At 45.6% G+C, this 16348-nt stretch carries 11 protein-coding genes; 8 read left to right on the top strand and 3 right to left on the bottom strand.

The genetic code is table 11. The annotated features are described in order from the left end of the window. Nucleotides 1-18: 18 nt before the first annotated feature. Nucleotides 19-750 carry a DUF6683 family protein gene (locus ACYVD4_RS18070; RefSeq protein ID WP_460948220.1) on the top strand — a complete coding sequence of 244 codons (732 nt, stop codon included), beginning with the start codon at nt 19-21 and terminating at the stop codon, nt 748-750. A 44-nt stretch (nt 751-794) separates the two neighbouring features. On the opposite strand, the gene ACYVD4_RS18075 is transcribed toward ACYVD4_RS18070, so the two are convergent. Both ACYVD4_RS18075 and ACYVD4_RS18080 read right to left on the bottom strand, forming a co-directional pair. Further along, nucleotides 795-1316: a dihydrofolate reductase family protein gene (locus tag ACYVD4_RS18075; RefSeq protein ID WP_460948222.1), complete on the bottom strand. Its 522-nt coding sequence runs from the start codon at nt 1314-1316 to the stop codon at nt 795-797. A gap of 92 nt (nt 1317-1408) precedes the next feature. Next, a complete protein-coding gene (locus ACYVD4_RS18080; protein ID WP_460948224.1) occupies nt 1409-2788 on the bottom strand; it encodes an MFS transporter in 1380 nt (459 codons plus the stop codon). A 133-nt stretch (nt 2789-2921) separates the two neighbouring features. Between ACYVD4_RS18080 and ACYVD4_RS18085 the strand changes: the two genes are divergently transcribed. Next, on the top strand, nt 2922-3413 hold the full coding sequence (locus ACYVD4_RS18085) for an Lrp/AsnC family transcriptional regulator (RefSeq protein WP_460948226.1): 492 nt from the start codon (nt 2922-2924) through the stop codon (nt 3411-3413). Nucleotides 3414-3467: 54 nt separating this feature from the next. On the opposite strand, the gene ACYVD4_RS18090 is transcribed toward ACYVD4_RS18085, so the two are convergent. After that, nucleotides 3468-4277 carry a helix-turn-helix domain-containing protein gene (locus ACYVD4_RS18090; RefSeq protein WP_460948228.1) on the bottom strand — a complete coding sequence of 270 codons (810 nt, stop codon included), beginning with the start codon at nt 4275-4277 and terminating at the stop codon, nt 3468-3470. 184 nt (nt 4278-4461) lie between these two features. Between ACYVD4_RS18090 and ACYVD4_RS18095 the strand changes: the two genes are divergently transcribed. The 6 genes from ACYVD4_RS18095 (at nt 4462) to ACYVD4_RS18120 (ending at nt 16335) form a co-directional block, all read left to right on the top strand. Beyond that, nucleotides 4462-4800, top strand: coding sequence for a PadR family transcriptional regulator (locus ACYVD4_RS18095; protein ID WP_460948230.1), 339 nt, complete (start codon nt 4462-4464; stop codon nt 4798-4800). Between the two features lie 71 nt (nt 4801-4871). After that, nucleotides 4872-7496 carry an ABC transporter permease gene (locus ACYVD4_RS18100; RefSeq protein WP_460948232.1) on the top strand — a complete coding sequence of 875 codons (2625 nt, stop codon included), beginning with the start codon at nt 4872-4874 and terminating at the stop codon, nt 7494-7496. Between the two features lie 209 nt (nt 7497-7705). Further along, entirely contained in the window at nt 7706-8041 is a 336-nt protein-coding gene (locus tag ACYVD4_RS18105) for a PadR family transcriptional regulator (protein WP_460948234.1), read from the top strand. Nucleotides 8042-8155: 114 nt separating this feature from the next. Then, nucleotides 8156-10834 carry an ABC transporter permease gene (locus tag ACYVD4_RS18110; RefSeq protein WP_460948236.1) on the top strand — a complete coding sequence of 893 codons (2679 nt, stop codon included), beginning with the start codon at nt 8156-8158 and terminating at the stop codon, nt 10832-10834. A 75-nt stretch (nt 10835-10909) separates the two neighbouring features. Next, a complete protein-coding gene (locus ACYVD4_RS18115) occupies nt 10910-13573 on the top strand; it encodes an ABC transporter permease (protein WP_460948238.1) in 2664 nt (887 codons plus the stop codon). A 68-nt stretch (nt 13574-13641) separates the two neighbouring features. Beyond that, the gene (locus tag ACYVD4_RS18120) at nt 13642-16335 is read left to right on the top strand and encodes an ABC transporter permease (protein ID WP_460948240.1); all 2694 of its coding nucleotides are present in this window, start codon (nt 13642-13644) and stop codon (nt 16333-16335) included. Nucleotides 16336-16348: the final 13 nt, after the last annotated feature.

The raw sequence follows: 16348 nt of genomic DNA on the forward strand, positions 1-16348 counted from the left end.
GCAACAACTTCGTTACGTATGAAAAATGTACTTCTGTTCAGCATCTTCATCTTCTTCCTATCGCCTGTTATCAGCAACGCCCAATACGAAATCAACTCGTCGATTGCATCTGGCGAAGCGTTGTACATGTCGAACTTTTCGATGATCAACAATACGTTGATGAATTCGTATAAGAAGTCGTCCCGGAAATCGAAAAGTAAGACCATATCTTCTACATCAGCCTCGCTACGTAGTCTGGATTTCACCCGTTCATCAGCCATTAGCAATCAAGCCAAATCGACTTATATCAACCAGTTAAGTAAGGCTAATCCAACCGCTAAGCCGCAACTGGAAAAGCTTTTAGCGAATGGACGCCTGATAAATGAATTCGATAAGCTATTGGCAGGATACGGATTTTCGGGACGTAATCTGGCCGACGTTATGACTGCTTATCTGGTGCTTAACTGGCAAATTGCCAACGGGCAGGAATACAACAATAAAAGCGGTTTCAACAGCGTGCGCGAGATGGTTCAGGAATCGTTGGCGAGCAATTCGAAGATGAAAAACGTACCGGATGCCGAGAAACAGAAAGTAGCCGAAACAATGGCGTATCAATCGATGATTGCGCTGGCTGGTTACCAGAATCTGAAGAAGAAAAACGACACTGCCGGATTAGCGAAACTCCAACAGTCGGTTTATGATAGTGTCAAGCAGTTAGGCTTTGATTTAAAGGCCGTTCAGTTGACAGCAAATGGCTTTATCGGCCGATAAAATCAATTCTCAAGCCACTACGTAGTGGCTTGAGAACGTATTGGTTAGTTTACCTGATACGTCAGTGAAACCAATCCGGTTGAATACGTTTGCGAATCGATCAACGTCAGTTTGACGCGGTCTTTAATGTGCTGAAAAAGCGGTTTCCCGGCTCCCAGAATGATCGGGTGAACGGCCAGTACTAGTTCATCGACCAGTCCTTCGTTCATAAACGACGTAGTAAGATCGGCCCCGCCATACAACCAGAAATCTTTACCAGGCTGTTCTTTCAACTCAATAACTTTCGCTTTCCAGTCACCGTTAATCAGTTCTGCACCGTCACCAACTTCTGTCAACGTATTAGAGAATACGTATTTTTTGAATTGAGGGAATGAATATTCGCTGGCCTGTTCGCTCACGTCGTTTAGCAGATCGTAGCTTTTTCGGCCAATGAGAATGGCGTCGATACGTTCCAGAAACGCATTCATTCCATAATCCTGGTCGGTCATGCACCAGTCGTATTCGCCATTTGGCCCTTCGATATATCCATCCAGACTTACTGCCAGACATAAAATTACGTTTCGCATACGTATTGTTGTTTATGATCGCTGGCAAAGGTGCGACGAATTCAACATACGTAATTGTATAAATCGGACATGGTCGTAATCGTATTGAGAACTTAGGCAGCCGTTGCTATTTTTCTGGCCCAACGCCCTGAAAACGAATACGCTACTAGGCCAATAACCCCCAAAGCGGCATAGATTGTCAGCACAATCAGCGGCCACGAACCAACTGCCAGATTGTTAACGGGATCATCAACTAAAAAGAGTGACAGACCGGATAATCCCAGACCACCACCGAAAAAATAAGCCGTAGTGGCAACACCAGACGCCAGTCCGTGATTGGCTTCAGGAATCTGTTGAAAGGCAAGAACCGTCAATCCTGAATATGCCAGCGCAATACCAATTCCGTTGGCACAAGCCATTGCCAATAACAGCGGAACATAATTTTCGGGGGCAAGCTGCGTATGATAAAGCAGCAATAGTCCGCTCAGGGTTAATGAAGTCATACCCATCAGCGCAATCTGCGCCACACTGAACCGCTTGATCAACGCAGGAATGAAAACTTTTCCGGCAATGGCGGACAGTATGCTGAACGGAAACAGCAGCAACCCCGCCTGTGATGCACTCAGATGACGATCATTTTGCAGGACAAGCGATATAAGAAAAAGAAATCCGGTAAACGACGCGCCCAGACACAGAAAAACGCTGATGGCCGCTAGCGATGGCCGAAGAATACTGAAATCAATTAGCGGCTCCGTTTGTGTGGCGTTACGTTTGAGGAAGACGAAAATACCACCGATTTCCAGCAAACTCAATCCTGCTAATAAAGGCCATTCGGTACGCCAGTTGCCTAGTTCATGAACCAGATAAGAAAGTGTAATGATCAGGCCGGTTAACAGTAACCCCAGACTCATATCGGGAAATGACTCAGTGCGAGGAGAATCGTCTGGAATATATCGGTACGCCAACGCCAGCGTCAGCAAAATAACCGGTACGTTGATAAAAAATACCCACTGCCATCCGAACTGACTGGCAATGAGTCCGCCCACAGAAAGGCCACTACCAGACCCGATAGCCGCAAACGAACTGACGATACCAATGGCTCGGCTGCGTGCCGCTGTTTCGGTGAAAGTTTTGGTAACAATAGATAAAGCCGATGGCATCAATAAGGCAGCGGCTATTCCCTGCATACCTCTAAACGCAAGCAGCCACGCAAACGTACTTGCCAGACCCGCACCCAACGAAAATAGCAGAAACAGGCTAGACGCTATCAGGAAAACCCGCTTACGACCAGCAATATCGGTCAATCGGCCGCCCAGAATCAACAGACCGCCATACATCAGAACATAGAACGTTTGAAGCCACTGCACCTGATTCATTGTCAGATCGAACGCCCGCTGAATCAAAGGCATTGTCAGGTTAATAATGGCAATGTCAAGTGCTTCGAAAAATACACTAACCGATGCTATAATGAGTATGAGTTGCTGACGTGACACGCTTTAATAAAATGGTTTGTGTTCGCAAAACACCTATTTTTAGAACGCAATAAAAAGATATTGTTTACTTTTAGAACAAGTGATCAGATTTTACCAATCTGATAGAACATAGTAAAAAAATCTAGCAATTTACATGGCCGAAATAGAACAGCGAATAAGTGATACGTTACCGCTCGATGAGAAAGACTATGCCATTCTACGGTTGCTCGAACGTAACGCCAAACTAACGGTACGAGAAATTGCACAGCGCGTTCATCTTAGTCCAACACCAACTCATGAACGTATTAAACGGATGGAGCAAACGGGCGTTATCAAACAATATGCGGCCTTGCTCAACAGTCGAAAACTGAACCGAAAACTCACGGTGCTTTGCCTTGTAGCACTGAAAGAGCACGACAAACAAGCTGCTCAGGAGTTTGTGCAGGGAATTGTGGCGTTTACCGAAGTGATCGAGTGCTTCAATATTGCGGGAGAGTATGATTTCATGCTCAAGATCGTTACGGAAAACATGGAAACGTATCACGATTTTTTCATCAATCAACTAGGCGAGATGAAAGGAATAGGAAAGGCACAAAGTGTTTTCGTTATGGATATCATTAAAGACACCCATGAGCTACTGCACTGAAAAATAAACGTTTACGACTGTATAAATCGAACCTCAACAAACGCTACGTTCAGCCTAATCAATCCAGCAATACAATACGTTGTTCCTTTCGACTAACTGGCCGGGTGTAAGCCCCGAATAGTCACGGCAGGTACGAATAAAGTGAGCCTGATCATAATATCCACCTTCATAGGCAACTTCAGTTAAGCTACAAGCAGGATGTTTTTTGAGGTAGTTAAGCGCATTTTTAAACGTAACCATTCGAGCAAACTCTTTCGGCGACAAACCAACGTATTGATTAAACCGCCGTACCAGTTGCCGATTGCTGATACCTGCCTGATTAGCTAACTCTTCGAGCGAAAGCTGACCATTGGCCTGCTCTATCTGACGAACGCAGAAATCAACTCCCAGATCATACGTAGCAGACTGTTGAAGTTGCTGCATAAGGTATTGCTGAATGAGTTTAACGCGCGCTGTCATGGTCGATGCATTATCGACACGATCCATCATTTCATCGGCCTGATCGCCCCATAAATCACGAAGATCAACCACCTCGTTGGCAACATCGTGCATAGATACCGGAAAGAACCGATACGCCAGACTCCCGCAAAAACAAACCGATACAAACGCTACGTCGGTTTTCGATTGAATATCCATAAACCGGTTCATACGAGACGTAATAAAGCACCGACTAGGCGACGGAACGTTGCCAGTTGACCACGCCATTTGCTGCGGTTTTGTCAGGTTCACAAATAGCTCAACACAGGTATCGGGCAACACCCGCACTGGCAGAGCACCCAGCACTGGAGAGCTATGTTCTATGGAGCAAATTATACTGACAAATGGGCACAGAACAGGATCAATATCATAGAGCTGGTAATCCATTAGCCAAAGTTACTCATTTCTTTTTCTATCGAATTGCTTGTCCGTTTTGCGGACAACGTTTGTCCAGAATCGGACAGGTTCTGGAAAATAAACGTAGCATAAATGGCTGAATTTTATCAGGAAAGCCGATTTATAGTATTGGCCCCTTATTTGTTCGACATTATCGTATCAAATGCTTTTTACCATGAAAAGAGCCTTTTTGGGTGAATTTGAAGAAGTTGTTTTGCTGACCGTAGCGATTCTTGACGAAGAAGCCTACGGCGTAACGATTACGCAGGAAATCGAGCAGAAAACCGGGCGTTCGGTTGGGTTCAGTACGGTACATACGACCCTGCAACGGCTGGAAGAGAAAGGATTTCTATCGTCGCGGATGGGTGGTGCTACAGCCGAACGAGGTGGCCGCCGGAAGCGATATTTTACCGTAACGGCTGCCGGACGAAAGGCGCTGGCCGAAGTTAAACAGATACGCGAAGAACTTTGGAATGCCCTGCCTCCGCAAACCTTACAACTCATTAGTGAGTGAAGTCTTAACGTAACGTATTGCTGACGCACAAGAAGCTCCTCCAGATATGGCGGCTCTACACTATTAATCCTATGTTAAACACTCCTCCTCGTTTTGCCCGCTGGCTGCTCGAAAACTTCGGCCATCCCGATACGCGAGAAGAAGTTCAGGGCGATTTGCTCGAACTTTATACGTATTGGCTCGAAACACAGGGGCAACGTAGTGCCAACTGGCGGTACTGGCTGAGTGCACTGAAGTTGCTACGTCCGTTTGCCAAACCAAAATATACTCCACAGTACACAGCATCTTTTCCTCTGAGCCTCATTATGATCCGAAACTATTTGAAAATTGCGCTTCGCAATCTTGTAAAAAACAAAGTTTACTCCTTCATCAATATAGCCGGATTATCGGTAGGAATGACAGTTGCACTACTGATCGGTCTTTGGTTGTGGGACGAGCTGTCGTTCGATAGTTACCATGAGCATTCGGACCGGATTGCACAAGTAAAGCAGCATTTGACGAATAATGGCGAAGTTCAGACCTGGAATACGACTCCTTTTCCACTGGCCGATGAGCTACGCAAACAGTATGGTGATAATTTCAAATACGTAGTGCTGGCCAGAGAAGACGGCGATCATGTACTGACTCACGGCAACGAAAAATTCACGAAACGAGGCATTTATTTCGAGCCGGAAATCACGGAAATGCTCTCACTGAAAATGCTCAAAGGAAGTCGGGACGGCCTGAAAGAACCGGCTTCAATTCTTTTATCTGAATCGGTCGCAAAAGCACTCTTTAAGGATGCTGACCCAATGGATAAGCTTATTACCATCGACAATCGGCTGAGCGTAAAAGTAACCGGGGTTTACGAAGACCTCCCCCACAACTCAACCTTTGAAGAGGTGAAGTTTATGGCTCCCTGGAATTTATATTACAACAATACAGACTGGGTACGTACCGCAGCCGCATACGAACCCTGGCGACCAAATGCATTCCATACGTTTGTCCAACTGACCGAAAAAGCTGACTTCGATAATGTTTCGGCCAAAATCAAAGATGCCAAGCTGAAGCATGTGAATAAAGAGCTGGCGAACAAAAAACCGGAACTATTTCTACACCCGATGCGCCAGTGGCATTTGTATTCAGAGTTTAAAAACGGGGTGAATGTAGGCGGCAAAATACAGTATGTATGGTTATTCGGCATTATTGGCGCCTTTGTGCTGCTGCTGGCCTGCATCAATTTCATGAATCTGAGTACGGCACGTAGTGAAAAACGGGCTAAAGAAGTGGGCATTCGAAAAGCCGTTGGGTCAATACGTAGTCAGTTGATTTATCAGTTCTTTTTTGAATCGTTGGTCATGGCTATGTTCTCGCTGGTACTTTCGTTACTACTGGCGCAGTTGCTCCTGCCCTTTTTCAATGAAGTAGCCGATAAAAACGTATCTATTCTCTGGGGCAATCCAATTTTTTGGGGAATCTGCCTTGGCTTTACAGTGATCACAGGTCTGGTGGCAGGCAGCTATCCGGCGTTTTATCTGTCATCGTTCCAGCCCGTCAAGATTTTAAAAGGCACGTTCCGTTTGGGCCGTTGGGCGGCTGTTCCGCGTAAAGCGCTAGTTGTGGTTCAGTTTACCGTATCAATCACCCTAATCATTGGCACCATCATTGTATTTCGGCAGATTGAATTTGCCAAGAACCGCCCAATCGGTTACGACAGCAATGGTCTGGTAACTATACCCATCGTTACACCTAATATCCATCGCCATTTCGACGCAATTAAAAGCGAACTAACCCAGCTTGGTGCAATTAAAGCTATAGCTGAATCAGGTGAATCTGTAACCGAAATCTGGTCGAGTAGCAGTGCTTTCGACTGGACCGGCAAAGACCCGAATTTATCCATCGATTTCTCTATTGTGAACGTTTCGCACGATTATGGCCAAACAATCGGCTGGGCTTTTCGGGAAGGGCGCGACTTTTCGAAGAATTTTAAAACCGACTCCACAGGTTTAATTCTGAACGAAGCGGCCGTGAAATTTATGGGATTAACGAACCCCATCGGCCAAACCGTTAAGTGGTATGACAACTCGTTTACGATTATAGGTGTAGTGAAAAATCTTGTCATGCAATCGCCCTATCAGGAAGTCAAACCCTGCATTTTCAGTTTGGCAAACGATGCCGGTACGTATACCATACTCAAAATAAATCCTTCAGCCAGCGCGAACGATGCTTTAGGTAAAATTGAAACCATCTTCAAAAAATTTAATCCATCTCAGCCGTTTGAATACCGCTTCGTTGACGAAGAATATGCGAAGAAATTCGATAATGAGGAACGTATTGGTAAGCTGGCTACCGGCTTTGCCATTCTGGCTATTTTCATTAGCTGCCTGGGTATTTTCGGCTTAGCATCTTTTGTGGCCGAACAACGTACCAAAGAAATCGGCATTCGGAAAGTACTCGGCGCATCGGTCGTCAATCTCTGGCAGTTATTGTCGTTTGATTTTATTATACTGGTCGTCATTTCCTGTCTGATTGCCGCCCCAATTGCGTATTATTTCCTAAACGGCTGGTTACAGACATATACGTACCGAACAGCTATTTCTTGGTGGATTTTTGTAGCATCAGGCGTTGGCGCGTTGGTTATTACACTTCTAACTGTCAGTTTTCAAAGTATCAAAGCGGCATTGGTAAATCCGGTGAAGTCATTACGTGCTGAATAGTTTATTTCTTCTGTATCGTCAAAAAGCACCGTCTCAAATACGGTGCTTTTTTTGTCCGTCTACGTACGCAGTTTGTCCACAATCGGACAGCCCGACCAAGAATAAAATGCGTTTTTGAGCCAGATTGAAAGGATTTATAAGTTGGCAGGGGATTTGACATACAGAAATAGATAAAATAAGTAAATGCGGTTATTCGAGTAGTTAATCCAATGCGACGTAGCGATTTAGGGGAATTTGAAGAGGTAGTTCTACTGGCCGTAGCCGCCTTATCGCCCAAGGCTTATTCGGTCATGATTGCCGAAGAGCTTGAACGCGAAACAGGAAATTCGGTCAGTACGGGTGCAGTTCATGCCGCTCTGCAACGACTGGAACAAAAAGGGTATCTGACTTCCTATATGGGCGAGGCTACTGCCGAGCGAGGTGGTCGACGGAAACGGTTATTTACAGTAACGGCTCTGGGTGGTCGGGTGTTGAGCGACGTCCATGCTGTTCGGATTCGTCTTTGGGACCGTATTCTGCCAAACATACGTCTGGAGTGGAGTTGACAATAGCAAAGCTTGCTGGAGTTACAGAGAAATGCCTGGAAATCCTCCCTTTTCAATTCAGCCTACTCATGCCATCCTTTTATTTCCTGCTCCCCCCGCCTGCTCCCCTGCCCTATGCCAAACACACCGCCACACCTTGCCGACCGACTGCTACGTGTGCTCTGCGCTCCGCATTTGCAGGAGGAAGTACTAGGCGACTTGCACGAACGCTACGTATTGAGAGTAAAGAGGTTAGGCAAGCAAAAAGCCAAAATTCGTTACTGGCTGGACGTATCGGCTTATCTGAGACCAGCTTTCATTAAACGGCAAACGACACCTGAAAAAATGGGGCCTATGCCAACCCAATGGATTCATTCCTACGACGACCATTTTAACCAAACAACAACTACAATGCTCGGTACTTACATTAAAATCGCGTTTCGAAGTCTCTCGAAAAATCAGCGGTACTCGGCCATTAACATTTCCGGGCTAGCGGTAGGTCTGGCCTGTGCAATTATGCTGTTTCTGGTTATCAAACATGAGACCAGTTACGATACGTATCAAACCAACAGCGGCCGTATTTATCGGGTCGAAACGGAGAATATTCAGGAAAAACATACATACCCCGGTACCTATACTGGTATGGCCAACGCCTTGCTTACGGATGTTCCTGAAGCAGAGCTGGTTGTACCGTTATTTAAAGTTAATGGCAGTACGTTTGCCGAACCAACTTCCGACAAACGTTTCAAAGAATCATTTGTGTTCGCTGATAATCGACTATTCCAGCTCCTTGATTATCAATGGCTTTCCGGCAATTCACAAATAGCCTTATCGCTGCCTAATTCTGTAGTATTGAGCCGGGCGTATGCCGAGAAATATTTTGGTACTACTGATGTGCTCGGAAAAACGATTCGCTTCGACAATAAACAGGATTTGCAGGTAGTTGGTGTGCTGGAAAACCATACTAAACGAACAAGTTTTCCGTTCGACATACTGGTTTCTTTACCGACGCTGAAAACTACCAATCCTGATTTTGACCTAAATAAATGGAATGGTTGGGGCGACAATTTTCAGGTATATATTCGACTGAAAGCTGGTTTACAAGCGACTCAACTAAAACCCCGGTTTTCGGCAATAATAGCCAAGTATATAGGCAAGGAGGCTCTTCCAGACAAAAATTTCGTACTAAATCCTCTTTCCAAGCTTCATTACGAGCCGAATCTGAGCGGTCGTTCGGCAAATTCTGAATTGCTTAAAATGCTATCATTGATTGGTGTGTTTGTGCTGCTGATTGCCTGCTTCAATTTCATCAATCTGGCTACAGCTCAGGCATTTAAGCGCGCCAAAGAAGTAGGCATCCGAAAGGCCGTCGGCAGCAATCGACAATCGTTGGTATACCAGTTTTTGACCGAAGCCGGGCTCATTACAGGGATATCCATCTTACTTGCCATTCTGCTGACGCAACTTGCCCTGCCAACCACTGCCAACGTAATGAATATTCCCTTGACTACCGGAGATTTATATACCTGGCAAACGGGTCTATTCCTTATTGGCCTGGTACTAATAACTACCTTACTGGCAGGCTTATATCCGGCGTTCCGGCTGTCGGGAATGGCACCGATCTGGGCGCTTAAAAACAATACGTTGCCGCAGGTGAAACAAGGATTTACACTACGTCAGGGACTTGTTGTTGCCCAATTTACCGTATCACTCATTCTGATTGGTTGCACTTTGCTGATCAATCAGCAATTGGCATTTTTGAAAAATGCGGATTTAGGTTTTAACAAAGCGGCAATTATTACGATAGGACTACCCGATAACAGTCTATCAAAACTACAATCGCTTCGTGGTCAACTACTTGAATCATCACAAATAAAAGATGTTAGCTTCTCGTTCAACAGTGCATCGGCCGAAAGCAATTGGATGCAGAACATGGAGTACCGAAAGGAGGCTCAGCCAACGATTATAAAAACGCAGATGAAAATGGGAGACGCCCATTTTCTGGACACGTATGGAATTCAACTAGTGGCGGGAGCGTCATTAAGAGATAGTGATACGTCGTCTGCTTCGTTTAAAGTGATTGCCAATGAAGTATTTATCAACCGCTTAGGCATCAGCCGACCAGAAGCCGCCATTGGTCAGAAAGTTTACTACGGCGACGGTCAGGAATGGGCGACCATTGTGGGTATTGTCCGAAATTTCAATGTAAACTCGTTGCATCAGCAAATTGACCCAACGCTTTTTCAGGTAGTTCCGAAGAATTTTTATCAGGCCGGTATCAAGCTAAAAAATGATCAGTTTTCGTCTGAATCAGTGCAAGCGGCTTTAAGTACAATTGAAGAAGCGTGGATCACTACGTTCCCAAATCAGGTATTTGATTACAAATTTCTGGATGAGTCGCTGGAAGCAGCCTATAAATCTGAAACGCGAACGGCCCAACTTATTGAAGTTTCTATGATACTGGCGATTCTGATTGCCTGTCTGGGGCTTTTCGGGCTTGCTACGTTCACGGCCGAACAGCGTACTAAAGAAATTGGCGTGCGGAAAGTACTGGGCGCGTCGGTTGCCAGTATTATTCTACTGCTCTGTAGAGATTTTCTGAAACCTGTGCTCATTGCCATTGGCATTGCTTCGCCGATAGCCTGGTGGGTTATGGGAAAATGGCTGCAAAATTTCGCCTTCAAGATTGAGATTCATTGGTGGGTTTTTGCTCTCACGGGTGCGTTTATGACGCTTATTGCTTTAGTAACGGTCAGTTCCCAAAGTATTAAAGCGGCCCTGGTGAACCCCATAAAGTCACTACATAGTGAATAGTTTCGGACCCGCACCGACAACGTGACGTAGAGACAAGGCATGCCTTGTCTCTACCATGATAACCGACACAATCCAATGAAAAATCACGTACCGCCACGCCTTGCCGACCGACTGCTACGTATGCTCTGCGCTCCGCATTTGCAGGAGGAAGTACTAGGCGATTTGCACGAACGCTACGTTGTGCGGGTCAATCGACTCGGAATAACCAGAGCGAGACGACGGTACTGGCTCGATGTATTGGCTTACGCAAGACCTGAGTTTATCAAACGATCATCAACAGCCCCTGACTTTCCTACCCCAACAAATACGACCATGCTACGTAATTATCTCAAAATTGCCATCCGTAACCTGACACGGCAAAAAGCGTATTCGATCATCAATATTGGTGGACTGGCCGTGGGCATGGCGGTTGCGATACTCATTGGTCTGTGGATTTATGATGAGGTAGCCTTCAATAAATACCACAAAAATTACGACCGGATTGCGCAAGTCGTGCAGAATCAGCTTGAAAATGGGGAGATCAAGACCCGAAAATCATTGCCTTTTCCGTTCATCCATGAACTAAACACTAACTATAAAAGTCACTTCAAACACATCATAACTGCCACGTATCCAGAAGATTATATTTTAACGCTAGGCGAAAAGAAAGTAACAAAAAAAGGGCAGTTTGTCAGTTCAGAAGCACCTGAGATGTTTACCTTACAGATGATCAAAGGTTCGTGGGCTGGTTTGCAGGAGCAACAATCAATTTTATTGTCGGCTTCCACAGCCAAAGCGCTGTTCGGCGATACTGACCCAATGGGCAAACTGATAAAAATCAATACAGATAAGGACGTGAAGGTGACCGGCATTTATGACGATTTACCGCAGAACACCGAGTTTCATAACGTACAGTTTTTGTCGTCGTGGGATTACTACCTAGCCACGAATCCATTCATGAAAGATAAGAAATGGGACAATCATGCGCTTTCGATCTATGCTCAAATTCAGCCAAATATCACTTTCGAGCAGGCTACAGCCAGCATAAAAGATTCGGAACTAAACGTAATCAAACACATGGAGAGTATGCAGAAAGAAGCAGCGACGAATCCGCAAATCTGGCTGCATCCAATGCATAATTGGCATCTTTATTCCAATTTCAAAAACGGTGTTGCGAGCGATGGCCCCATTCAATACGTCTGGCTGGTCGGGCTGATTGGCTTCTTTGTGCTGTTATTGGCCTGTATCAACTTTATGAACCTCAGTACCGCTCGCTCCGAACAACGGGCCAAAGAAGTGGGGATTCGCAAAGCCATTGGCTCGTTACGCAGTCAATTGATCGGCCAGTTTTTTAGTGAGTCATTTCTGGTGGTAGTGATCGCATTCATTTTGGCAATCTCAATCGTAACGGTTTCGTTAACGTGGTTCAACAATTTGGCAGCCAAGCAAATGATTATGCCCTGGTCGAATGGTTATTTCTGGCTCTTCAGTCTGGGATTCACTCTGCTAACAGGCTTATTATCGGGCAGTTATCCGGCCTTCTACCTAACCTCGTTCCAGCCAGTCAGGGTATTAAAAGGATCTGGTTTGGGGCGCATACAAATGGGGCGATTTGCGTCTATGCCCCGGAAGGTACTGGTCGTTACACAGTTTACGGTTTCGATCACGCTGATTATCTGTACTATTGTTATCTATCGACAAGTCCAATTCGCCAAAGATCGGCCCGTTGGTTATTCGCGGGAGGGCTTATTGCTGGTTCAAATGCAGTCAGATGATTTTTACGGAAAAGCCGATCTGTTACGTAGCGAATTGACCAACACGGGCGCGGTAACCGACGTAGCAGAATCCCAGAGCCCAATAACCGGTGTATGGTCGTCTAATGATGGATTCCGCTGGAAAGGCATGTCGACAGCGTCAACTACTACGTTCGCTACGTTGGATATTTCGCCCGAATACGCCAAAACGGTTGGTTGGCAGTTCGTGGCAGGACGCAATTTCTCGCGGGAATTTGCGTCTGATTCCGGTGGATTTATCATTAATGAAACGGCAGCCAAGCTAATGGACTTGCCCAATCCGGTAGGCGAGACAATTCGCTGGAAAAGTCAGTGGATGACGAACAATGTAGAGAAATCGTACCGAATTCTGGGCGTGGTGAAAGACATGGTTATGGAATCACCATTTGCGCCTATAAAACCGACTGTCTTTTTGCTGGCTGGCAACCCAAACTGGATCAATATCCGGCTCAATCCGGCTGTCAGTGCCGATTACGCATTACCCAAAATTGAAGCGGTTTTTAAAAAACTGATTCCGACTGCGCCCTTCGAATACAAATTTGCGGATGATGAATATGCCGTCAAATTCCGCGCCGAAGAACGTATCGGGAAACTGGTTTCGTTCTTTGCCATACTAGCCATTTTCATTAGTTGTCTGGGTTTGTTTGGTCTGGCTTCGTTCATTGCCGAGCAACGTACCAAAGAGATTGGTGTTCGGAAAGTGTTGGGCGCTTCTGTATTTGACGTCTGGGAATTACTATCGAAAGACTTTGTGATACTAGTCTGTATCGCCTTCGGAATTGCTACGCCCATAGCCTGGTATTTTCTTCACAACTGGCTCCAGAAATATGATTATCGAACCGATATCGCCTGGTGGGTTTTTGTGGCCTCCGGCACAGGTGCTTTGCTCATTACGCTATTGACCATCAGTTTTCAGAGCATAAAAGCAGCTTTAGTGAACCCCGTAAAATCACTACGTAGCGAATAATTCCGTTCCTGCCCCGACGAACGACGTAGAGACAAGGTATGCCTTGTCTCTACAATCGACCCAATCCAATGAAAAACCACGTACCGCCCCGCTTAGCCGATCGATTGCTACGTCTGTTCTGCGCTCCCCATTTACAGGAGGAGGTATTGGGTGATTTGCACGAGCGCTACGTCGTGCGGATGAAGCGGTCAGGATCGACCCGAGCACGACGACGCTACTGGCTCGATGTGCTAGCTTACGCAAGACCTGAATTTATTAAACGACAATCAACAGTTCATGACTTTCCAACTCCAACAAATACTGCTATGATACGTAATTATCTCAAAATCACGGTCCGAACCCTACGTCGGAATAAGCTTTATACTACACTGAACGTAGCAGGGCTGACGTTTGGTGTTACGTGCTTTCTGCTGATTGGGCTCTACCTGTTCGACGAACTAACCTTCGATCAGCAACACAGTCAGGCTAGTCGAATTTATCGGGCAATTCAACACAAAAAAAGTTCGACCGAAGATCTGACCATTGCCGCATCCAGCTATAAGGTGTCGGAAGAATCGCAGAAAAGTATTGGGGAAATCGAAAATACAGCGCGTATTGTCCGAACCGGGCGGGCCAACCTGACCAATCCAGAGAATAAAAATACGTTTCAGGAAACCATAACTTATGCGAATAGTGGACTGATGGAAGTATTTGATTTTGAGGCTGTTGATGGCATTAGCAAGTCGGCTTTGAAAGAACCGAACTCCATTGTTATTGTCGAAGAGTTTGCCCAACGACTGTTCAATTCTACGCACGTAGCTGGCAAAACGCTCAGTCTGGAGTTTATGGATAAACCGCTGAAGATAACGGCTGTCCTAAAAAATCATCCCCGCAATTCAAGCTTCGATTTCAACGCAATCATTTCTGAATCAACACTTATTCACGACGACGATTTTGCCCAATGGACGTCTAAATGGGAATCACAAAATTTCATGTCGTTTTTCTTATTGAAAGAAAATGTCAATCCAGACGTAGCGGCCCGAAAAATTACCCAACTACTTAATGCAAACGCTAAACTGGACGTGGGCACGTCGATGAGCTATAGTCTGCAACCGCTGACAGATATGCACTTGTTTTCGGAACACATTGTCGACAGCGCCCGCAACTCGAACGTGTCTGAGATGAGCAAAGGAGTTTTGCTATATATTAAAGTCTTTGCCGTAGTTGCCCTTTTTGTGTTGCTGATTGCCTGCATCAACTACATGAATCTGACAACGGCCAGAGCGTCTAACCGATCAAAGGAAATTGGGGTACGGAAAGCTAATGGCGCGTTTCAGAGTCATCTTGTGAAGCAATTTCTGACCGAGTCGCTGGTTGTCACAACGATTTCGTTCCTGTTAGCCATTGCCATTGTAAATCTACTATTGCCAGCGTTCAATGAATTCACCGGCAAGCAATTATCGCTGGGTATTGGTGCCGATTACAGAATCTGGCTTTACGCATTACTCGCCCTTGCGGTGGTGGGCCTATTGTCAGGCAGTTATCCTTCGTTTTTGTTATCCAGATTCAGTCTTTTGTCGTTACTGAAAAATCTTAAACTTCAGAGTAAAAGCGATTTATCATTACGGCAGGGGTTGGTTGTCTTTCAGTTTACGATTTCGGTAGTGATGATCGTGGCGACCATTGTGCTCTTTCAGCAAATCCGATTCGCTAACAATAAGGATCTGGGTTTCAACAAAGAACTGTTGCTGGTAGTCGATATTAATTCCGCAAAAATCAGAAGTGGTGCGGAAACCATAAAAACGGAGTTCAGCAAAATTCCGACCGTGAAAAACGTATCGACTACCTCTAGAGTGCCCGGTGAGTGGAAATCCATTCCGACTATTCATATCCGACCAGAAGGAAATTCAGACGATCACAAAGTATCTTACTTTCTGGGTGTCGATGAAAACTTTGCAAAAACCTTTGAGGTGCAGGTATTAAAAGGCCGGAACTTCACGAATGCGAGCGATTCGACGTCAATTATCCTCAACGAAACGGCGGCCAAACTACTGAATATTAAAGACGTATCTGGTCAATCAGTAGAAATTCCGGATCGCGCTATGGGCGGCAGTTATAGCCCACTTCGCAACAATCATACGTTTCGTGCTCGGGTGGTTGGCGTCGTTAAGGATTTTCATTTCCACTCGCTACGTGAAAAAATAGGCCCGATGGTACTGGCTTATCAAACTAATCCGGTCCATTCTATCGACTATTTCACCTCACGCGTAGAGGGTAAAGATATTCCGGCAACACTGGCGAAGATGAATGATGTATTGACCAAAATTGATGCGACACATTTGCTCGAATATCATTTTCTGGACGAGCAATTGGCTCGTTTTTATCTTGAAGATCAACGTCGTGAAACGCTGCTGATCTGGGTTGCGCTGGCTACCATTTTCATTGCCTGCATGGGACTATTTGGTCTGGCTACCTATGCCGCCGAGCAACGTATCAAAGAAATCGGTGTTCGTAAAGTACTCGGAGCCAGCATTTTCAATTTAACAGCTTTGTTGTCGAAAGACTTCTTGAAACTTGTTTTGATTGCCAACGGCATTGCTTTTCCGCTGGCGTGGTGGGCAACAACGCAGTGGTTAAATGAATTTGCTTATCACATCAGCCTTGAATGGTGGTTTTTCGCCGTATCGGGCTTCCTGGCGATTCTTATTGCCTTGTTAACCGTTAGTTATCAGGCTATTAAAGCGGCTCTGGTGAATCCCATAAAATCGCTACGTAGCGAATAAGTCCGTTCTCTGC

Source organism: Spirosoma daeguense (assembly GCF_054776875.1).